13 protein-coding genes, 2 pseudogenes and 1 riboswitch are annotated in these 21,898 nt (G+C 71.0%); of the genes and pseudogenes, 9 read left to right on the top strand and 6 right to left on the bottom strand.

Features of this window, described 5'->3' with window-relative positions; translation table 11 throughout:
* Positions 1-391: 391 nt before the first annotated feature.
* Both metH and VGR06_RS05590 read right to left on the bottom strand, forming a co-directional pair.
* Positions 392-3,994: a methionine synthase gene (metH, locus tag VGR06_RS05595; protein WP_327557873.1), complete on the bottom strand. Its 3,603-nt coding sequence runs from the start codon at positions 3,992-3,994 to the stop codon at positions 392-394.
* A gap of 14 nt (positions 3,995-4,008) precedes the next feature.
* Positions 4,009-4,088: riboswitch (S-adenosyl-L-homocysteine riboswitch) on the bottom strand.
* 81 nt (positions 4,089-4,169) lie between these two features.
* Positions 4,170-4,496, bottom strand: coding sequence for a hypothetical protein (locus VGR06_RS05590; RefSeq protein ID WP_327557872.1), 327 nt, complete (start codon positions 4,494-4,496; stop codon positions 4,170-4,172).
* A gap of 308 nt (positions 4,497-4,804) precedes the next feature.
* On the opposite strand from VGR06_RS05590, the gene VGR06_RS05585 reads away from it, so the two are divergent.
* On the top strand, positions 4,805-6,268 hold the full coding sequence (locus VGR06_RS05585) for a hypothetical protein (protein WP_327557871.1): 1,464 nt from the start codon (positions 4,805-4,807) through the stop codon (positions 6,266-6,268).
* 28 nt (positions 6,269-6,296) lie between these two features.
* Here the strand turns inward: VGR06_RS05585 and VGR06_RS05580 are convergent, their stop codons facing one another.
* From VGR06_RS05580 to VGR06_RS05565, 4 genes and pseudogenes are all read right to left on the bottom strand, one after another.
* The gene (locus tag VGR06_RS05580; RefSeq protein WP_414637155.1) at positions 6,297-8,063 is read right to left on the bottom strand and encodes a phosphatidylglycerol lysyltransferase domain-containing protein; all 1,767 of its coding nucleotides are present in this window, start codon (positions 8,061-8,063) and stop codon (positions 6,297-6,299) included.
* Between the two features lie 26 nt (positions 8,064-8,089).
* Positions 8,090-8,857: pseudogene (locus VGR06_RS05575) on the bottom strand (sugar phosphate isomerase/epimerase family protein); the annotation flags it as partial.
* Positions 8,858-8,959: 102 nt separating this feature from the next.
* Positions 8,960-10,771: pseudogene (locus VGR06_RS05570) on the bottom strand (TIM barrel protein); the annotation flags it as partial.
* A 62-nt stretch (positions 10,772-10,833) separates the two neighbouring features.
* Positions 10,834-11,736: a shikimate dehydrogenase gene (locus VGR06_RS05565; protein WP_327557869.1), complete on the bottom strand. Its 903-nt coding sequence runs from the start codon at positions 11,734-11,736 to the stop codon at positions 10,834-10,836.
* A gap of 84 nt (positions 11,737-11,820) precedes the next feature.
* Between VGR06_RS05565 and VGR06_RS05560 the strand changes: the two genes are divergently transcribed.
* The 8 genes from VGR06_RS05560 to VGR06_RS05525 all read left to right on the top strand — a co-directional run.
* The gene (locus tag VGR06_RS05560; protein WP_327557868.1) at positions 11,821-12,459 is read left to right on the top strand and encodes a TetR/AcrR family transcriptional regulator; all 639 of its coding nucleotides are present in this window, start codon (positions 11,821-11,823) and stop codon (positions 12,457-12,459) included.
* Between the two features lie 396 nt (positions 12,460-12,855).
* Positions 12,856-13,842: a ThuA domain-containing protein gene (locus VGR06_RS05555; protein ID WP_327557867.1), complete on the top strand. Its 987-nt coding sequence runs from the start codon at positions 12,856-12,858 to the stop codon at positions 13,840-13,842.
* Between the two features lie 13 nt (positions 13,843-13,855).
* Positions 13,856-15,955, top strand: a complete 2,100-nt coding sequence (locus tag VGR06_RS05550) for a PQQ-binding-like beta-propeller repeat protein (RefSeq protein WP_327557866.1) — start codon at positions 13,856-13,858, stop codon at positions 15,953-15,955.
* Entirely contained in the window at positions 15,955-17,358 is a 1,404-nt protein-coding gene (locus VGR06_RS05545; RefSeq protein ID WP_327557865.1) for an alpha/beta hydrolase domain-containing protein, read from the top strand. Before VGR06_RS05550 ends, VGR06_RS05545 begins: the two co-directional genes overlap by 1 nt.
* Positions 17,355-18,833, top strand: coding sequence for an alpha/beta hydrolase domain-containing protein (locus VGR06_RS05540; protein ID WP_327557864.1), 1,479 nt, complete (start codon positions 17,355-17,357; stop codon positions 18,831-18,833). The genes VGR06_RS05545 and VGR06_RS05540 overlap by 4 nt, the downstream gene beginning before the upstream one ends.
* Positions 18,834-18,879: 46 nt before the next feature.
* Entirely contained in the window at positions 18,880-19,758 is an 879-nt protein-coding gene (locus tag VGR06_RS05535) for a cyclase family protein (RefSeq protein WP_327557863.1), read from the top strand.
* A 3-nt stretch (positions 19,759-19,761) separates the two neighbouring features.
* A complete protein-coding gene (locus VGR06_RS05530) occupies positions 19,762-20,040 on the top strand; it encodes a hypothetical protein (protein ID WP_327557862.1) in 279 nt (92 codons plus the stop codon).
* Between the two features lie 77 nt (positions 20,041-20,117).
* Positions 20,118-21,898 (top strand): SNF2 helicase-associated domain-containing protein (locus VGR06_RS05525; RefSeq protein ID WP_327557861.1); only part of this gene is annotated, 1,781 nt, incomplete at its 3' end.

The raw sequence follows: 21,898 nt of genomic DNA, 5'->3' as shown, positions 1-21,898 counted from the left end.
CAGTGCGATGGCTCCGGCAAGGGCTGCGGCGAGCAGGCCGAGCATGCGGGGCCGATTACGTCCCGGAATATCGCCGGACACAGGCACAAGCATGGCGTGCCGGCAATCGCGCCACTACGGCCCAACGACCCTGTTGGTCAGTGCTGGGACGAGCTCCCCTGCCGGTTGGCTTCGGGCGGGACGTTTTGCGCGGCGAGGTCGCTTGCGGCGGTAGGGCGACCCGGGTGAAAAGTTGTAGGTCCAGTAGGGATCGCAGCTGATGTGCTGGTGATCGCCGCCAGACCGGTACGGCTCTGGGCGTGGCGATCGCCGGAACGATCGTCGGTCCGGGCGGGACGCCGGTGTCCGCGGACGGCGTGTGGTGGCTGGTGCTCGGGCTCGGGGCCGCACCTCAGGCCCGCGGTTCGTAACCGAGGTTCGGGCGGAGCCGGCGCTCGACGAGCTCGGTGTCGACGCCTTGGCGGCGGGCGTAGTCGGCGACCTGGTCCGCGGCGATGCGGCCGACGGTGAAGTAGCGGGCCGAGGGGTGGGCGAGGAGCAGCCCGCTCACGCTGGCGGCCGGGGTCATGGCGAACGACTCGGTCAGGGCCAGGCCGGCGTCGGCGGCGTCGAGCAGGGTGAACAGGTCGCGTTTGAGGCTGTGGTCGGGGCAGGCGGGGTAGCCGAAGGCGGGGCGGATGCCGCGGAAGCGCTCGGCGTGGAGGTCCTCAAAGGACGGTGCGGCGTCGGGTTCGTACCACTCGCGGCGGGCGCGGAGGTGGACCCACTCGGCGAACGCCTCGGCCAGGCGGTCGGCCAGGGCCTTGATCATGATGGCCCGGTAGTCGTCGTGCGCGCGCTCGAACTCGGCGGCCAGGGTGTCGGCGCCGTGGACGGCTACCGCGAAGGCGCCGATATGGTCGCCGGCCGGGGCGACGTAGTCGGCGAGGCAGCGGTTGGGGCGGCCGGCCGGTTTGGCGGTTTGCTGGCGCAGCATGGGAAAGCGCGGCCCCGAGGAGAGCACGATGTCGTCGCCGTCGGAGTGGGCGGGCCAGAAGCCGTAGGTGCCGGTGGCGCGCAGGGTGCCGGCGGTGATCACCTGGTCGAGCAGGGCGGTGGCGTCGTCGAAGAGCTCGCGGGCCACCGGCTGGTCGAGGATCGCCGGGTACTTTCCCTTGAGCTCCCAGGCGAGGAAGAAGAACTGCCAGTCGATCAGCTCGCGCAACTCCGCGGGGTCCGGGGAGATCAGGCGGACGCCGGTGAAGGCGGGGACGGGCGGGTCGTCGTGGGCGACCCGCTCGCGGTTGGCCCGGGCCTGCTCGAGGGTCAGCGGTGGCAGGCGGCGCTTGGACTCGTGCTCCTCGCGCAGCCGCTGCTGCTCCACGCGGTTGGTCTCGGCGAGGTCCGCGGCGCGGTTCTCGTCCAGCAGGCCGGACAGCACGCCGGTGACCCGGGAGGCGTCGAGGACGTGGCAGGTCGTGCCGTCGTAGGCGGGGGCGATCCGGACCGCGGTGTGCTGGCGCGACGTCGTGGCGCCGCCGATCAGCAGCGGCAGCTTGAGGCCCCGGCGCTGCATCTCGGTGGCGACGTTGACCATCTCGTCGAGGGACGGGGTGATCAGCCCGGACAGGCCGACCGCGTCGGCGCCCTCGGTCACCGCGGTGTCCAGGATGTCCGCCGTGGGCACCATCACGCCGAGGTCGATGATCTCGTAGTTGTTGCAGCTGAGCACGACGCCGACGATGTTCTTGCCGATGTCGTGCACGTCGCCCTTGACCGTCGCGAGCACCACCCTGCCGTTGCCGCGCCGGATGTCCGCCGGGGTCTTCTCGGCCTCCAGGTAGGGCTCGAGGTAGGCCACCGCGCGCTTCATCACCCGGGCGCTCTTGACCACCTGCGGCAGGAACATCTTCCCGGAGCCGAACAGGTCGCCGACGATCTTCATGCCGTCCATCAGCGGACCCTCGATCACGTCGAGCGGCCGGGCGGCGCCGCGCCGGGCCTCCTCGGTGTCGGCCTCGATGAAGTCGACGAGCCCGTGCACCAGGGCGTGCGAGAGCCGCTGCGCCACCGGTGCCTCCCGCCAGGACAGGTCGACCGTGCGCCGGGTGCCCGACCCGCTGACCGTCTCGGCGAACGCGACCAGCCGGTCGGTGGCGTCCTCCCGCCGGTCGAAGAGCACGTCCTCGACCAGCTCGAGCAGGTCGGCGGGGATGTCCTGGTAGACGACGAGCTGGCCGGCGTTCACGATGCCCAGGTCGAGCCCGGCGCGCACGGCGTGGAGCAGGAACGCCGAGTGGATCGCCTCGCGCACCACATTGTTGCCGCGGAAGGAGAACGACAGGTTCGAGATGCCGCCGCTGACCCGGACGCCCGGGCAGCGGCGCTTGATCCGCGGGATCGCGTCCAGGAACGCCTTGGCGTAGCCGTTGTGCTCGGCGATGCCGGTGGCCACCGCGAGCACGTTCGGATCGAAAATGATGTCCTCGGCCGGAAAGCCGGCCCGCTCGACCAGCAGGTCGTAGGCCCGCGCGCAGATCTCGACCTTCCGGTCCGCGGTGTCGGCCTGCCCCCGCTCGTCGAAGGCCATCACGACCACGCCGGCGCCGAAGTCCCGCACCCGCCGCGCCTGCCGCAGGAACGGCTCCTCGCCTTCCTTGAGGCTGATCGAGTTGACGATTCCCTTGCCCTGCACGCACTTCAGCCCCGCCTCCAGCACGCTCCAGCGCGAGCTGTCGATCATGATCGGGATCCGGGCGACCTCGGGCTCGGTCGCGACCAGGTTGAGGAACGTGGTCATCTCCTGCTCGCTGTCGAGCAGGTCGGCGTCCATGTTCACGTCGAGCAGGTTGGCGCCGCCGCGCACCTGCTCCAGCGCCACATCCAATGCGGTGTGGTAATCCTTCGCCTCGATCAGCCGGCGGAACCGCGCCGATCCGGTCACGTTGGTGCGCTCGCCGATCATGACGAACCCGGTGTCCGGGCCGATCTCGAACGGCTCGAGGCCGCTGAACCGGGTGGCCGCCGGCCGCGGCGACACCTCGCGGGGGGCCGCCTTCGCCACCGCCGCCGCGATCCGCTCGATGTGCTCCGGCGTCGTCCCGCAGCACCCGCCCACGATGTTGACCATCCCGGCGGCGGCGAACTCACCGAGCAGCCGCCCGGTCTCCTCCGGGCTCTGGTCGTAGCCGCCGAACGCGTTGGGCAGGCCCGCGTTCGGGTGGCAGGCCACGTACGTGCCGGCCAACCGCGACAACTCGGCGACGTACGGCCGGATCTCCGCCGCGCCCAACGCGCAGTTCACGCCCACCACCAGCGGGTCGGCGTGCTCGACGGAGTTCAGGAACGCCTCGACGGTCTGCCCGGACAGCGTCCGCCCGCTCCGGTCGACGACGGTCAGCGAGATCCACAGCGGCAGGTCCGGGGCGACCTCCCGGGCGGCGGTGATCGCGGCCTTGGCGTTGAGCGTGTCGAAGATCGTCTCGATCAGCAGCAGGTCGACCCCGCCCTCGGCCAGCGCCCGGATCTGCTCCTGGTAGGCCGCGCGCACCGCGTCGTAGGACACCGCCCGGTACGCCGGATCCTCCACCTTCGGCGACAGCGACAGCGTGACGTTGAGCGGCCCGACCGACCCGGCGACGAACCGCCCGCCGGCCTCGTCGGCCGCCTGCCGCGCCAGCTCCGCGCCGCGCAGGTTCATCTCCGGCACCAGCGATTCCAGGCCATAATCGGCCTGCCCGATGCTGGTGGCGGTAAAGGTGTTCGTCGTGGTGATGTCCGCGCCGGCGGCGAGAAACCGCCGGTGCACGTCGAGGACGACATCCGGCCGGGTCAGGTTGAGCAGATCCGGGTCGCCCGTCACGTCGCGCGGGTGATTCTCCAGCCGGTCCCCGCGATAGTCGGCGGGCCGCAAACCAAAGCCCTGCATCGTGGTTCCCCACGCACCGTCGAGCACCACAATCCGCTCGTCCACGAGCTGGCGCAGTTCGGTGCGGCGCTCCTGAGGGCGATTCATGCGAAGTACCTCTCGCTCAGGAGGCGCCCTTGCTGTAACCACGAAACCCGACCGAGCGTGGCGGGCCAAGCCCGTTGCAGCGCCCCTCGGTCGCGCCCAACCGTACCAAATTCGCCGCGCGGGTCGCCGGTGTTACCAATGCGTGGACCAGATCGCCGTCTTGGGAGTTTCACGCTCAGATGCCGGCGTGAAACTCCCTGGCGTAGGCGAACCGTGCCTCGTCCAGATGCAGCCGCGGCACCGAAGCGCCGAGCAGCTCGGTGACCCGGACCGCGTCTCGGTGACGGCGTCGCGGGCCACCGCGGCCGGCGGGATCGGGCCCATCAGCCCGTAGCCGTCGCGTGGACACCAGGTAGACCGGGCGGCTGCCGGTGAGCGTGAGCCCGTGGTAGATCGCCTTGTGGCAGTTGCGATCCACCAGCACCAGCTCGCCGGCGGCGACGCTGGCGTGGGAGGCGATCCGGTCGGCGCCGAAGATCCGGGCGGCGTTGCGGCTCTGCACCAGTGCCGGCGCGCCACGTTGTTGTGTTGGCTTCTGGCGTAGGTGTGTTGGCTGGTGACGAGTACGCCGGACACAGCGGACGGCGCCCCGGGCGCGCACTCGGCCAAAACGGCGACGCCACAAGCCAATACAGCGATGCCACCGGCCAACATGGCAACGTCAGAGACCAACACGCCGAACAGTTGGGCTGACTGGGCGATTTTGTCGGGGCCGTGCCGGTCGGTACGGTGGGTGGGCCGTGGAAGGGGATGCGGCAGCACATGCGGCGCGGTTCAGCCGATTCTCGTTTTATTGATGAGGAGTTGAGCGTGCGTCGATTTTCCCTTTTCCGTGCCCGCAGACGTTCCCAATACCTGGCGATAACCGCTGGGGCAGGTGGCGCCGCCCTGGTCGCGGCCCTGGTGACGCAGGTGTCCGGTTACGGCGCGGCGGCCTCGGCGAGCCCGTCGCGCGTGCCGACCGTCGAGGAGACGGCCGCGGGGATTGTCGCCGTGGCCGAGCGCTATCCCGGTGGTTTGCCCGCGCTGCTGGAACTGTTCGTCACCGGTGAGTGCGCCGGGGCGGAGTCCTATGAGAGCGCGACGCCGGAATGCCGGTCCTGGATAGACCTGATCGTCGACCTCGGCACCGGGGAGCCGGTGCCGACCTCCTCCCCGGATCCCACGACGATCATTTCGGAGCCGACCACGATCACGTCGATCACGGAGATCTCGGAGCCACCGCCCAGTTCGGCCACTCCGCCGACCATGACCCCGCCGACCACGCTGCCGCCGTCGTCGACGACACCGCCGACGATGCCGCCTCCGCAGCCGTTGCCGCCACTGCTGGTGGCGGTGGGTGACTCGGTCACCTCGGGCCACGAGTCGCGGCCGGTGCGCCAGCCGGACGGCAGCATCGCCTGGAAGACCACCTGCGACGACCCGGCGACGAGCTGGGCCGAGGACCTCCGCGCCCTGCTCGGGGTGCCGGTGGCCCGCTACTTCAACTTCGCCCACAGTGGCGCCAAGACCACCGACGTGCTCACGGCCAAGCCGTACACGAACGGGTGCGGGGGTGTCTCGCAGCAGGCCCGGCCCCAGATCGCCGACGCGATCGCGGTGCTGCAGAACAACCTCAGCCGCGCCGGTGCCGCCAACGTCGCCGTCGCCACCGCCGGGATCAACAACACGAACTGGGTCACCGTGGCGGGGGACCTGGTCACCCGCCAGGTGATCGGTTTCGGCGGCGCACCGGCCTGGGCCGTCGCCAACGTGCAGGCCTGCACGGATTACGTGCTCGGCAACCCGGCCGGCAACGCGACGCCGGGGGCACCGGCGGGAGCGATCCCGGCCGCCTGGGACGGGGCGGCGCAGGCCGGCGCCATCACGGCCGGGGTCGCGCAGATCGCGCTCGGCCTGATCGCCGCCGACCCGGGGGCGCAGGTCCGGCAGCTGCTCTACTACCGGTGGGGCAACGACCCCTACATCCCACGGAACTGCTTCGCGGTGGCGCAGCGGTCGACCGACATGCTGAACGGGTGGATCACGCTCGGCGTCGCCGTCGCGCAGATCCAGTGGGCGCTGCTCGGCGGCAACGCCACCCGGATCAGCGCGGGCTGCGGCCGGATGTGGGCCATCGGACCGCAGAACGTCCAAATGCAACTGACGTCGGCGGGCATTCCCAACAACGTCAACGTTCCGGGCTGGCCGCACCCCAACATCGCCGGCCGCGCCGACCTTGCCGTCTGCGTCAACGGCCTGTTGCCGCGGGCACCGGGCGGCGGCGTCGCCTGAGCCACCCAACGCCGGCACCCACACCGGGTCACGGTGTGGGCGCCGGCGACCGGGGCGGGGTGGGGCGCAGGGTGTGCATCAGCGCCGGGGGCCGGCCGCCGAACCCTTCGGCTTCCAGGGCGGCCAGGGCGATGCGGGGAAGGTCGCGGCCGGCCGGGAAGACGATGAACCTTGGTGTCCATTGTGGACGAAACTTGTCGTTGAAGCGGTAGAGGCTCTCGACCTGCCACCAGCGGGACCCGAGCCGCAGGGCGCGGGCCCAGAGCCGGGCGATGGGGCCGGCGCCGAGCTGCTCGCCGCGGTGCAGCGCGGCCCGGAACACGGCGAAGTTCAGCGACACCCGGCGCACGCCGAGGGCGGGGCAGGCGGCCAGCAGCTCGGTGATCATGAGCTCGTTGAGGCCGGTGCCGGTGCTGTCCCGCTCGCGGCGCATCACGTCCAGGGACAGGCCGTCCCGGCCCCAGGGCACGAACTGCAGCAGGCCGCGGAGTTGGCCGTCGCGTTCGGCGGTGACCACGACGCAGCCCGGGTCGCCGGCGCCGGCGATGCGGCCCAGCGCCATGGAGAACCCGCGTTCGGGCTGGCTGCCGCGCCACCGTGCGGCGAGCACGGACAGGTGCCGCCGCAGGTCGGGTTCCAGGGTGCGGTGCACCCGGACCCGGTGGCCGGCGCGGTGGGCGCGGGCGGCCATCTGCCGCACGCCGCGCATGGCCCGCCCGTCGAGGGTGAACGTGCCGGCGTCGAGGACGGCCTCGTCGCCGAGTTCCAGGGCGTGCAACCGGTGGCGGCACCAGGCGGTGGCGCCCTGGGCCGAGCAGCCGAGGACGGCGGGCACCCAGCCGTACCGGGCGCACGTGGCGAGGAAGGCGCTGATGGCGCCGGGCCAGGCCTCGGGGTCGCCGAGCGGGTCGCCGGAGGACAGCGCGACGCCGGCGAGCACCCGGTAGCCGACCGCGGCTTTGCCGGTGGGGGAGAACACCACGGACTTGTCCGGGCGCAGCGCGAAGTAGGCCAGCGAGTCGCGGTGGCCGTGGCGGTCGAGCAGGCCGCGCAGCAGTTCCTGCTCGCGCTGGGTGGTGGCGGGGCGGGGTTCGGCGCAGCGCAGCAGGAAGTACCCGGACAGCAGCACGGCGGTGAGGCCGAAGGCCAGCCCGAGGCCGGCGGTGAGGTCGTCCAGGGTGGGTGTGCGGAACCCGACCGGTCCGGACACCCCGACGAGGGCGAGCGCGGCGTGCTCGAGCCGGTCGCGCAGCGAGGGGTGCCCGGTGAGGTGGTGGCCCGCCGCGGTGAGCACCAGGACGTTGATCACCACTCCGGTGAGGCCGAACTGCAGGAAGACCCGCAGGGCGCGCCACCGGCCCGCGGCGGGGTCGGGCAGCGCGGTGAACTCGTTGCGGTAGGACACCAGGAGAACGGCCAGCCCGGTCGCGGTCAGCGCCAGCGGGTGGGCGTGCCGAAACACCAGTTGCAGCACGGCGATGGCCACCGCCCCGGCGACCGCCAGCTGCCAGGCGCGGCGTTTGCGCCGGCGCAGCCCGGTGGCCAGGCACAGCAGCCCGGCGCCGGCCACCGCGGTGATCACCAGCGCGGCGATGGTGGCCTGGTAGGGCAGGCCGAGCCAGTGCGCCAGCGAGGGCCGCAGCCGCCGCCGTTCGGGCGGCAGCACGACCGCCAGCACCGCGAGCACCCCGGCGAGCCGGGTCGCCCAGGTGACCAACCCGATGAACCGCCCACCATGGACGGCGCCACGCCCAGCCACCGCACTCCCATCCGCGTTTCTTCCCGCACTCAGCATGCACCCGCGGCGGGTGGCCGGACGCCTCAGGTTCGTGCGAGGTGGACCGGGACTGCCTGCGGCACGTCGAGATGCCGCCGGGTGGCGGTGAGCGCGAGCTGGATGTACGCCATCGCGCCCAGCTCGGCGGTGCGGGCGGTGTGCGGGATCTCCAGGGTGTAGGGAATGTCAGGGGGGAGGGCGGCGAGGATGCCGCGGGTGTCGATGCCGCCCTCCCCGGGGAACAGCCGCTCGCACCGGGCGGTGTGGATGAGCCCGTCGGTGGTGGTGGGGATCTCGGCGGGGGCGTCGCAGACGTGGGCGTAGTGGAACCACGCGGGCGGCAGGCGGCGGAGGTCGGCCACGCTGGAGCCGGAGCGGGCGAAGTGCAGCAGGTCGATCAGGATGCCGGCGTTGGGCCGGTCGGCCGCGGTGAGGATACGGGTGGCCTCGGTGAGGTCGGGGGTTTCGGTCCAGGAGGGGAACTCCAGGTCGATGGTGAGGCCGAGGGGGTGCGCGAGGTCGCACAGCTGCGCGAAGTGCTCGGTCTTGCGGTCGAGGTCGGGGTCGGGGAGCTGGGTGACGACGTGGCGGGCGCCCAGCTCGGCTCCGGCTTCGAGGACGGGTAGGAGGTCCCGCGGGTCGTCGTGCGGTCCGATCCGGGCGAGCTCGATGTCCAGGACCTGGAGCCCGGTGGCGGCGAGGCGGTTCCTGGTCGCCCGCATCAGCGCCGGATCGGTCGCAAGTGGATAGTGGGGTTCGTCGGGGGTGACCCGGGTCAGGCGCAGGCCCACGTAGCGGTAGCCGGCGCGGGCGGCGGCGTCCACCAGTTCGGGAGGCTCGAGGTGCAGGGCGGTCAGGTGGGCCAGCGAGTAGTCATGCCGGGTGGTCCGCGACGAATGGTCGCCGAACTTGATCAGCCGGCGTTGCCGGTGGGCGGCCATGCGCACCGGCGCGCTGACCGCGGAGCCGTAGCCGGAATATCCGCCGATGCGTTGCACGATTTCGAAGAAGACGCGCGATCCGAATATCTCGGTGTAGAAATGGAGGTATTCGCCGTGCTCGTCGCGATCGTAGAGAACCGAGTTATCCCGCAGGGCCGCGAGCAGCTCCGGTGGTATCGCCAGCCGGGCGTCGAGGTCGTCGTAGTAGTTGCCGGGGATGTCGAGCAGGGGAGCACCCCGGGCGCGCATGGCCTTCGCCGCGGCGATCGCGTCACCGGTGCGGAACGCGATGTGCTGGGGGTTGGGGACCCCGGGTGCCCAGTCTCCCCGGCGAAGCAGCGCCGCGTTCATGGTGATCCGGACGTGCCGGTCCGGATCGCTCGCGCCCCGGCTGCGGATCAGGCCGAACGGGGCGGTGAGCTCGACCGGCGGCTCGGGGTCCAGGCCGAGCACCGTGCGGTAGAACAGCGCGGCGTGGTCGAAGTCGTCGAATGGTTCGGTCAGCGAGACATGGTCGGTTCCGGTCAGCGGGCCGCGACCGGGCGCGGCGATCCGGGTGAAGTCGCTGAGCCAGTTGTCGTTGCGGCAGAAGAAGATGGCGGTTCCGTCCGGGGCGGCCACCGAGTGCAGGTCCGCTTCCTCGGCCCCGCGGGCGCGAGGGAGAATCGGGGCGAGCAGCCGCTCCGCCCGGTGCGCCGAGGCGGCCGGGTCGGCGCTGTCCACCGCCAGCGCGGTGACCGCGGCCGCACCGCGCGCGGCCGCGGTCGGTTGCGGGGTGCGGTTGAGCAGGATGTGGATGCCGCCCTGCTGCCACAGCTGCACCGGCTTGGAACGGTGCTGCCCGGTGTGGGTGAAGCCGAGCGCGGTCAGCGTGCCGGCCACCGCCGGGCCGGAGACCTCGTCCACGGCGAGCTCGGTGAACACGAAGCCGCCGAGGTTTGGCGCCGGCGGTAGGTCGCCGGTGCGCCCGAGCGTTTCCTGGAGAGCGAGCAGCGAGCGCATGGCGTCGACGGCGGCGCGGCGGGGGTCGGCCTGGCGGAAGACGTCGTTGAACACCTCGAGAGACAGCGGCCCGCCGTACCCGGTGGCCAGCACCTGGCCGGCGAACGTGGTGAGGTCGAACGAGCCCTGGCCGGGGAAGAGCCGGTGGTGCCGGCTCCATTCCAGCACGTCCATGGACAACCGCGGCGCGTCGGCCAGTTGCAGGTGGAACACCTTGGCACCGGGGATGGTCCGGATGGCGGTGAGGTCGCTGCCGCGGGACAGCACGTGGAAGCTGTCCAGGCACAGGCCGAGCGCGGGATGGCCGGCGTGCCGGACGATCCGCCAGGCGTGCTGGTAGGTGTTGACGAACCGGCCCCAGGCAAGGGCTTCGTAGGCGATCCGCAGCCCGCGCCGGGCCGCGCGGTCGGCCAGCGTGTGCAGTTGCTCGGCGGCGAGGTCGTCGTCGTCCACGGCGTCCGGGGACACGGTGGAGCAGACCAGCATGGTGCCCGCGCCGAGTTGCTCGAGCACGTCGAACTTCCGCTCGGCTCGGCGGAGGTTGGCCTCGAGCAGGTCCGGCGGGACGGCCTCGAAGTCGCGGAACGGTTGGTAGAGGTCGATCGAGAGGCCCAGCTCGGCGCAGCTGCGGCGGATCTGCGCGGGTGACCACGGCGAGGCGAGGAGGTCGTCCTCGAAGATCTCGACGCCGTGGAAGCCGGCGGCGGCCGCGGCGGTGAGCTTGTCCTCCAGGGTGCCGGACAGGCAGACGGTCGCGATGCTCAGGCGCTCAGCGGTGTGCACGGGTTTCCGCCTTTCTCCATCACCTCGCAAGCTCGGTGATGGCGGACCCGCCGCCTCGTTCCTCAGCGCCGGGGCAGTGTTTGATTTGTTCGCTCCGCAAGCTCCGCTCCCTGGCTGACGAGTGCGTCGAAGTGGCGCAGCATCCGGTCGGTGTCGGGCTCGGCGCCGGTGAACAGCCGGAACGCGCCGGCGGCCTGGTGGACGACCATCCGGCCGCCGTCGAGGACCCGGCAGCCGCGGGCCCGGGCGGCGCGGATCAGCTCGGTCTCCAGCGGCCGGTAGACGATGTCGGCGACCCAGAGCCCGGGCCGGAGCGCCGCGGCCGGCACCGGCAGGCCGGGGTGCCCGTCCATCCCGGTCGGCGTGGCGTGGGCCAGCCCGTCGGCCTCCCGCAGCGCGTCCGCCAGGGCGGTGCCGCCGTGGTTGAGCTGCCCGGCGACCGCCCGGTCCGGTCCGAAGTGGACAGAGAGCGAGGCGGCCAGTGCCGTGCCCCGGCGGGGTTCGGTGTCGAAGATCCTGATCGTGCCGGCGCCGAGGGACAGCAGGGCATGGGCCACGGCGGCACCGGCACCCCCGGCGCCGAGCAGCACCACCTGGTCCAGGGCGGCGTCCGGCAGGCCGGTGCTGAAACCGCGGGCGAAACCGGGCAGGTCGGTGTTGTGACCGACCGCCCTGCCGGCGCGGAACACCACGGTGTTCACCGCGCCGAGGGCCGCGGCGTCGGGGGAGAGCTCGTCGAGGTGCTCGAGCACCGACTGTTTGACCGGGTGCGTGATGTTGAGCCCGTCGTACCCGGCCAGCCGGGCCGCGGCCAGGACGTCCCCGGCCGGCCGGCCGATCCGGTCGAGGTCCAGCAGGCGGTACCGGTAGCGCAGGCCGTGCTCGCCGGCCTCGCGCTCGTGCAGCGCGGGGCTCAGTGAGGTGCCGATGCCCCGGCCGATCAGGCCCACGAGGTAGCCGTCCACGGGCCTCCTGTCAATGAACGTACCAGTTAGTTACTTATACGCCGCGCCGGCCGATCAGGGAAGAGCCCTGGCTAGAGTGGGCGCGTGGTAGCCGAGTCATCCGCTCTCACGCGGGACGCTGAGCGGACACGTGCGGAGATCCTCGCGGTCGCCACCCGCGAGTTCGCCGACAAGGGGTACGACGGCGCGCGGGTGGACGAGATCGCCGCGAAGACCAGCACCACCAAGCGGATGCTCTACTACTACTTCGGCAACAAGGAGAAGCTCTACATCGCGGTGCTGGAGCAGGCGTACGCCGGAATCCGTGCCCTGGAGCAGACGCTGGACGTGGAGCACCTCGATCCGGCCGAGGCGATGCGGAAGCTGGCCGAGCTGACCTTCGACCACCACGAGGCGCACCCGGACTTCATCCGGCTGGTCACCATCGAGAACATCCACCGCGCCGAGCACATCGCCCGCTCGGCGGCCCTGTCCGGGCTGGCCAACCCGGCGCTCGAGGTGCTGACCCGGATCCTGGCGAGGGGCCGGGCGGACGGCCGGTTCCGAGCCGGCATCGACCCGCTCGACGTCCACATGATGATCAGCGCGTTCTGCGTCTTCCGCACCGCCAACCGGCACACCTGGCACGCCATCTTCCAGCGCGACATGCTCGACCCCAAGCGCCGCAAGCACTACCGCACCATGCTCGGCGACCTGGTCCTGGAGTACGTGACCGCCCGCTGACGGCACCAGTGGGACTTTTGATGCGCATCGACCCACCGGCACCCGGCCAGTTGGCGGGGTTGCGGGCGGCTTCATGATCGCTGTTTTGGGAACTTCCAGCCCATATATGAGCGTCAGTGTCCCAAAACGGTGATCTTGACCCCTGTTTCCCGATAGCAAACGGCCCCTCCACCCCCGGAAGCCGGCGCCTGGCCGACCCATCCCCGACTACCCCGGCGAGCCACGCGCCCCCGGCGACGCCATCCCTCCCCGCAACCCGAACACACGAGGATGGGAAAAGCCTCAGTGCGGGTGACGTATTGCGTCCGTGTCGAGTCTCGTCCTATCGTTCGTCCGTCACGCGGTTCACTTGGTCCGTCTAGTGGACCTCTCATCGGAGCGAGGAAAGGCGGACACATGCAGGCAAACCGAAAGTCGATCCTGGCCGCGGTGGGCAGCGCGGCCGTCATCGGGCTCGCCATGACGCTCGGCGGGCTGCTGGTGGCCGGCGGGGCGTCCGCTGGAAACCCCGACAACGACCGGAGACATGACACCGGTGCGCAGAACCTCGGCGATCCCGACTACGGCGTCTGCCGCGGCACCGACCCGAAGTGCTACCACGACTGGCACAACTTCGATCCGGCCAACGGATACAAGGTCCTGCTCTACACCCGCACCGCGGGCCCGCGGCACGCCGACCTCGGCCCGGCGCTGCCCGCCGGCCTCGACCCGGTGCTGGCACCGGCGAACGTGGTGCAGAACGCGATCGTCGCGATGGGACAGCAGCACGGCTTCGCGGTGGACTGGACCGAGGACGTCACCCAGCTCGCCACCCCGGCGAGGTTGTTCAACTACAACGCGGTGATCTTCTTCAGCACGTCGAGGGACACCCTCGACGACGCGGCGCAAACCTCGCTGCGGCAATACCTGCGGGGTGGTGGCGGGTTCGTCGGCGTGCACAACGCGTTCGGCACCGAGTACAACTGGCCGTGGTACGAGGGCCTGCTCGGCAACGCGAACTTCTACGACCACGGGCCGCTGCAGCAGGCCACCGTGCAGATCGTGGACCGGCGCGACGTTTCCACTCAGGGGCTGCCGGCGCGCTGGACGTTCACCGACGAGTGGTACAACCTCGTCCCGTTCCCCACCCAGGTCCGGTTCCTGGCCACTGTGGACGAAAGCACGATGGCCACCAAGCAGACCAAGGGACACCCCGGGCACGGCGACTTCCACCCGGTGGCCTGGTGCCAGTACTACGACGGCGGCCGGGCCTGGGTGACCACGCTCGGCCACGACGCCAAGGACTTCAGCACCGACGGCTCGTACCCCGGTGCGGAGTACTTCCAGAAGATGCTGCTCGGCGGAATCGAGTCCGCCATGGGCAGATCCCCGTTCTGCCGCTGAGAGGTGACGCACCATGGCGAAGATCCAACGACGGGACATGCTCAAGGGCACCGCGGCGACGGCGATGGGGGCCGCGCTGGCGCCCGGGCTGGCCGCTCCCGCGAACGCCGCCACACTGTCGCATTGCGACACTCCGGGCCGGGCCAACTTCCCCAAGGTGGGGGGAAATCTGGGCAACCAGAACTTCACCGCGCTCGGCGGCGTCCACCACGGAAACGTCCACCGGCTGGGCGCGGCCTGGGTCAACCGGATCGAGGGCGGCCTGACCACAGGCACCAACCAGAGCACGGCCGTCGCGGTGGACGGCGTGCTCTACATCGAGTCGGCACTGGGCAACGTGTTCGCCGTGGACGGTGCGACCGGTGTGACGAAATGGGTCTACCGGCAGACCCGCGGCACGCTGACCCGCCGTGGCGTGGGGGTCGGGCAGGGCATGGTGTTCACCCACGGCCGCGGCAGCTGGATCATCGCGCTGGACCAGGAAACCGGTCAGGTCGTGTGGGAGAAGCAGATCACCGGCTTCGGCAACATGGAGAAGGTCGCGGTCACCTACCACGACGGCCGGCTCTACTGCGGCACGCACGACGGTGACCGCGGCGCCGCCCTCGCGCTCGACGCCAGCAACGGCGAGGTGGTCTGGCATTTCTGGGGCGCGCCCGGCCCCGGCGAGATCGGCAACGACACCTGGGAGGGCCAGTCCTGGCAGACCGGCGGCGCGACGCCGTGGCTGCACCCGGCCATCGACCCGGAGCTCGGCCTGGTGTACTGGGCGTTCGGCAACGCCCGTGGCAGTAAGTCCTCTCAGGACGGTTCGCAGCGCGGCGGCCTGAACCTGTTCTCCAGCGCGCTCGTCGCGATCGACCTGGAGACGGGGGAGTACCGCTGGCACTTCCAGTCGATCCACCACGGCATCTGGGACATGGACAACACCATGGCTCCGGTGCTGGCCGACGTCCGGATCCATGGCCGGATGCGCAAGGTCGTGGTGTACGGCAGCAAGTGCGGCATGTACTACATCCTCGACCGGGCGGACGGCTCGGCCCCGCTGGGCATCGACGAACGCCCGGTCCCGCAGGAACCCCGGCAGAAGACCTGGCCCACCCAGCCGTTTCCGCGCCAGGGCTCGTGGACCGAGACCATGGTGGTCGACCAGCCGCTCGGCACGGCGATCCCGGGCGACCCGAACCGGGCCGTACCCAACTACGTGCGGGGGCCGTTGTACGCCCCGCACTGGGACATCCCCGTCCTGTCCATCCCCGGGCACGGCGGCGGCGCCGACTGGGCGCACCAGTCGTTCAGCCACAGCACCGGGTTCGTGTACACCGGTTTCGGCTATGTCGCGGCGGCGCACTCGCTGACCGAGGCCAGCAACGGCCTGCGGCCCCCTGGCGAGTACCAGACCGGCGGCGTCGTCGCCGTCGACGCGAGCACCAACCTGGTGCGCTGGAAGAAGCACCTGCCCTACTCGGTGGCCCACGGCAACGGAATCCTCACCACGGCCAGCGATCTGTTGTTCATCGGCCAGCCCGACGGCAACCTGCTGTGCCTGGACGCCCGCACCGGCCGTGAGCTGTGGCGGTTCCAGACCGGTGCCGCGATCAGCAGCAGCCCCATCATGTACGAAGTGGACGGTCAGCAGTACCTGGCCGTCTACGCCGGCGGCACCGGCATCCCCTACGGCGACTCGGCTCCCCGCGGCGACTTCCTCTGGGCTTTCAAGATCGGCGGCACGGTCGCCCCGGCGCCCACGCCTACGCCGCCGGTCGTCCGCCGGCCGGTCTCGGGCAGTCCGGTCGAGGGCAGCACGGTGGGTAACACCGTCGTGATTGGACGGACCTACAACCCGGCCACCGGCCAGATCGGCGCCACCGAGTCCACCGGCGTGAACGCGATGGGCCCGACCCACCTGCGCGTCCCGGCCGGAACCACCGTCACGTTCACCAACCATGCCGGCAACGCGGGTGTCCGCGGTGCGACCCAGTTCTTCGAGGGACTGTTCGACATCCGCCTCCAGCCCGGCGCCTCGTTCCAGCACACCTTCCACGACAAGGGCGAGTACTTCTTCAACGACCCATCCAGCCCCCGGTCCACTGGAAAGATCGAGGTCTTCTGATGCGCACCCCGACCGTTTTGCTGTCCGCGACACTGCTCATCGGCACCCTCGCCGGCCCGGCGACCGCCACCGAACCGGTTTCCGTTGCACGAGCTCCGGTCGCGCCCACGAGCGTGCCCAGCCCGACCGTGGCCGGGCCGATCCCGGCCACCGCGCGGCCCGGCGACCCGTCGCACAACTACCCGTTCTTCGCCACCGACCAGGATCTGCGCTCGTTCGGCTACGTCGAGGAGGAGTACTTCATCGAGGGCACCGCCAGTGGCCACCACTACAAGACCCGCATCGTGGTGCGCCGCCCGGCCTCGCACCGGAAGTTCAACGGCACCGCCATCGTCGAGTGGTACAACGTCACCAACACCTTCGACTACGAGGTGATCTGGAGCCGGTCGTGGCGGCACATGCTGGAGGCCGGCTACGTCTGGGTCGGCGTCAGCGCCCAGCAGTCCGGTGTCCACTCCGGACGCGGCCTGAAAGCGTGGAACCCCAACCGGTACGGCACTCTCGACCTGACCGACGGCGGCACCGTAACCGACGACTCGTTGTCCTATGAGGTGTTCAGCCAGGCGGCGCAGGCCCTGCTGCATCCTCAGGGTGCGAACCCGTTGCCGGGACTCAACGTCCGGACCCTGATCGCCACCGGCCAGTCGCAGTCGGCCTCGCGGTTGACCACCTACGCCAACGAGGCGCACGCCGCCGCGCCGATCTACGACGCCATCGCGATCATCGATGGCGGTGTCCAGCTGCGCACCGACCTCACCACCAAGATATTCAAAACGTCCAGCGAGTACGACGTCCTGAGCAACCAGGCCGCCCGCCGCCAGCCGGACACGGATCGCTTCGTCTCCTGGGAGATCGCCGGCGCGTCCCACTCCGACCGGCACGCCTACCTGGTGAACAACGCGATCCGGCTGCGCGACGCCGGTGTGTCCGGCCTCCTCGCCGGCCCCACCGCACCCTGCGTGGCCCCGGCCCGCAGCAACGTCCCCTACGAATACGTCCTGGACGCGATGTTCGACCACATCGTCCGCTGGGTGAGACAAGGGATCCAGCCACCGGCCGGCCCGAAGATCGAGGTCACCGACACGACCACCCGACCGGCGATCGCGACCCGGGACGCCTACCAGATCATCCAGGGTGGCATCCGGCTCGCCGCGGTCGCCGCCCCCACCGAACGCAACACCGGCTGGAACAGCGGCCTGACCCCCGACCGGGACAGCGCCTGCCAGCAGGGCGGCACCTGGATCCCGTTCGACGGCACCACATTGCGCACGCTCTACCCCACGCACGCCGGCTACGTCCACGCGGTCCGGCAGTCCACCGAGCAGAACCTGCGCGACGGGTTCCTGGTCCCTGCGGACGCCGACGCCACCATCCACGCGGCGGAAAGGGCGGACATCCCATGAACCGGCTCAGCTATGTGGCCGCGCTGACGGCCGTCACCGTGGTTACCGGCCTCACGACCAGCGCGGCCACCTCGGGAACACCGGACTCCGGTGCGAGGGTTGACCTGATCGGCCCGATCCCGAGCACGGCCACCTCGCACCCGTTCAACACGTCCACAGTGGATCTCGCCGGTCGCAGCTACGTCGAGGAGGAGTTCTTCCTGCGCGGCAAGGCCAACGTCTACGACTACGACGCGTCCGGCAACGTCATCGTGACCCGAAGCGGCGCCCCGTACGAGAACCGCATCATCGTGCGTCGCCCCGCGGACCGCCGGGCGTTCAGCGGCACGGTCGTGGTCGAGATCATGAACATGACCAACCGCTGGGACCTCGACCGCATGTGGCTGACCTCCCACGACCAGTACCTGCGCAACGGAGATGCGTTCGTCGGCGTCACCAGCGCACCGACCACGGTGGACGCACTGAAGAAGTTCGACCCGCAGCGCTACGCGTCCCTTTCCTGGGCCGACCCCGCCCCGCCGGAGCAGCGCTGCGCCGGCACCGCGCTGAACTCCACGGCCGCTACCGAGGGCGGCCTGATCTGGGACATCTTCACCCAGGTCGGCGCCGCCCTGAAGGCGCACGGCCGGGACAACCCGTTGCGTGGCCTGGACGTCCGCAAGGTCTACGCCACCGGCTACTCCCAGTCCGGCGGCTACCTGATCCGCTACATCAACGCGATCCACCCGCGCGCCCGCGTCTACGACGGCTTTCTCATCGGCGCGGCCGCCGGCGGCCCCCGCCCGCTGGGGAAGTGCTCGGCCGCCATCCCGGCCGCCGACCCCCGCAACATCGTCCGCCCGACCGGCGAACCGGTGATCCGCGTCCAGACGGAAACCGACTTCTACTCCGACGCCGGCTACTCCCGCCGCCCCGACTCCGACACCCGCGCGGACCGCTACCGGCTCTACGAGGTCCCCGGCTCCGCCCACGCCTACTCCTACACCGCCAGCTTCGCCCCCTCTCTCGAGGACCTGGCGCGTGCCGGCTTCACCTACAACTACTACAACTGCACCGATCCCGGCCTGAGCACCGACTTCCCCATGCACTACCTGTTCAACGCCGCCCAGGTATTGCTCGACCGCTGGGCCCGCGCCGGAACCCCACCACCCCACGCCGACCGCATCCAGGTCGACCCCTCCGGCAGGACCGTCCCCGACCAGTACGGCAACGCCACCGGCGGCGTGCGGACGCCATGGCTGGATGTACCCGTAGCGACGTATTACCCGAGCAGCACTCCCGCCGCCACCTGCAGCCTGCAGGGCCACCGCCTCCCCTTCGACCCCGCCCGCCTGAAGACCGTCTACCCCGACCACGGCACCTACGTCCGCCCCTTCATCGCCGAAACCGAACGCCTGGTCACCCAGGGTTGGCTCACCCGCCCCGATGCCGACGCCGTCATCAACACCGCCGCGAACGCCAGCATCCCCACCTGAACGCGAGGAGCGGACAGCCATGTGCCTGCCAGGAACGGCCGAACACGTGAGAGCCGCATGTGATCACCACGCGGAACGGCGGCCGGTCAACCGCCGCGCCGTCCTGGCCGCCGGTGGGGTCGCGGGCCTGATCGGCCTCCTGCCCACGCCCGCGGCGCACGCGGCCGAGAAGGCCAACCGCCTCGGCCGCCTCCAGGACCTGACCCACACGTTCTCGCCGCGCTTTCCTGTCGGCGCCCCACCGGCACCTTCTCGTAGCACGATCTTCACGATTCCCCGGGACGGTTTCTACGCGCAGCAGTGGTCGTTCTGGGAACACACCGCCACCCACCTGGACGCACCGGGCCATTTCATTCCCGGCGGCCGCCCTGTGACCGCGATCGATCCCGCCGAGCTGATGTTCCTCCCGGCCGAGATCATCGACATTTCCCGGCGAGCCGACCAAAACCCCGACGCCACGGTCGAGGTGTCCGACCTACGCCGGCACGAGGCCCGCCACGGCCGCATCCCGAACAGGGCCATGGTCCTCATGAACTCCGGCTGGCAGCGCCGGGTAACCATTCCCGGTGCGTTCACCAACCCCGACCCCTCCGGCACGTACCACTTTCCCGGCTTCACCGCCGACGCCGCCGAGTTCCTACTGGACAAGCGCAACATCACCGGAATCGGAGTCGACACCCTCAGCCTCGACGCCGGTGCCGTCCCGGATTCCCCGTCCACCACCGCATCCTCGGTGACGACCGATCCCGGGCGTGTCCCGCGTTCGCGTAGCCGTGTTCCGCGTTCGCGTAGCTGTGTTACGCGTTCGCGTAGGCGCGACCTGCAAGCCCTTAGGATCGGCGGATGCAGCCGCGGCGTCATCGGATGCGCAAGCAGGCCCGCCGTGAGTCCGCCCGGGCGTGGATCCGGTCCGGTGCACGGGTGAGGCGTGAAGGCCTATGCCAAGTGGTACGGCGTAGACCGCTACACGGCGTATGAGGACCTCACCGCCATCGGGTTTCCGCTGCCCGCCGATGCGGAGCGGTGGGGTCAGCGGCCGCCCGCGACTCCGCGTCAAGACCGACGGCGCACGGAGGATGTCGAGGACGAGCGGTTCGCTGAACCGGACTGGGTATGGGTGGGCGACCGTCGGATGCTCGTTGTCGGCTACACGTCTGGCGGCGCGCCGTTCGGGTGCTACGAGGACGAGTTCGACGACTTGCCGTAGTGGGCGGCGTGCCTCCGTCACCTGATCGGTTCGGCTCGTTAGCCTGGCTGCCTCGTATCCCAGGAATGAGGAGCTGCATGCTGGTCCTGCACGGCTTCTGGTCCGCTGGCAACGGCCTGTGCCTGTGGGCGGAGGATTCCGATCGCACGGTGAAGAGCCCCAGTCAGGCGGTGCGTTCGGCGCGGCCGCATCCGTTCGCCGCGCCCGCCGACGTGATCGCCGGGATACACACCGGCAAGCCCGGCACGGCGACGTTGCTGCTGCCGTCGCTGCGGTCCGCGCCGCTGGACTCGCCGGAGCTGGTCCGGATCACCCCGCGTAAGCCACGGCAGACGGACCCGACCCTGCTGCCGTGGGCGGTTCCGGTGGTGTGCATGGACACTGCGGCCGCACTGGCCGCGCTCGACGAGCCGGCCGAGGATGTCCGGTACGGCGCGTCCCTGGCCTACTTCGCCAGCCTGGCAGCTTTCGCCCGCGAGCTCACCGCGCGTGGGCGGGTGCTGCCGGCGCTGCGGCGTGACCAGCACGGGGGAGTGGCGCACTGGCGTCCCGTGCTGCAGGGGCCGGACATCATCGCGATGAACTCCTTGACGGCCGCGATGCCGCCGGTGTGCCGGGCGCGGTTGGGCGATCACGATGGCCACGAGCTGGCGATGTCGGCGCTGGGCGGCATGGTTGACGCGGCCACGCGCACCGCGCTGCCGCCGGGAGCCGACCTGCTGCCGCCACGGCGGGGCCGCCGCCCGAGGTGTCTGCCGGCCGCGGAGGCCTGGCTGACCGCGCTGACCGTTCCCGACGGTCGGTTCGACGCGGACGCCGGCGAGCTCGACGCGCTGGTCGAATTGTTGCGGCCGTGGGAGGAAGTGGGCACCGGCGGGATCGGCCCGGCCAGGGCGACGTTCCGGCTGACCGAAGCCGAGACGGAGGAGCCGGACTCCGGCACGCCGTGGTGGCTGGAGTTCCTGCTGCAGTCGACCGAGGATCCGAGCCTGCTGGTGCCGGCCGAGCAGGCGTGGAGCGAGGACGGCAGCCTGCGCCGGTGGCTGGACCGCCCGCAGGAGTTGCTGCTGGCCGAGCTCGGCCGGGCCAGCCGGATCTACCCCGAGCTCGCCGATGGCCTGCGTACGGCGTGCCCGTCCGAGCTGTGTCTGGACACCGACGGCGCGTACCGGTTCCTGCTGACGGTGGCCCCGCTGCTCGACGAGGCCGGGTTCGGGGTGCTGCTGCCGTCCTGGTGGGACCGGCGCCGCCGGCTCGGGCTCGCCCTGTCGGCACATACGCCGGTCGACGGCGTGGTGAGCAAGAAGAGCAAGTTCGGCCGCGACCAGTTGGTGGAGTTCCGCTGGCAGCTCGCGGTCGGCGACGAGACCTTGACCGAGGACGAGATCGCCGCGCTCGCCGAGGCCAAGGCCCCGCTGATCCGGCTGCGCGGCCAGTGGGTGGCGGTCGATCCGGAGCAGTTGCGCCGTGGGCTGGAGTTCCTGACGCGCGAGCCCGCGGGGCGCAAGACCGCCGCGGAGATCCTCGCGCTGGCGGCCAGCCACCCTGACGATCTCGACCTCCCGCTGGAGGTCACGTCGGTCCGAGCCGACGGCTGGCTGGGCGATCTGCTCAGCGGGGCGGCGGCGCAGTCGCTCGAGCCGCTCGAACCGCCGGACGGCTTCACCGCGACATTGCGTCCCTATCAGCAGCGCGGCCTGTCCTGGCTGGTGTTCCTGTCCTCGCTCGGGTTGGGCAGTTGCCTGGCCGACGACATGGGCCTCGGCAAGACCGTCCAGCTGCTGGCCATGGAAACCCTGCAACGCCACCAGAACCCGGACACCGGGCCGACGCTGCTGCTGTGCCCGATGTCGCTGGT

The organism is Actinophytocola sp., from assembly GCF_036002505.1.
GTDB lineage: Bacteria > Actinomycetota > Actinomycetes > Mycobacteriales > Pseudonocardiaceae > DASYTH01.
This window is presented reverse-complemented; position numbering and strand designations above follow the sequence as displayed.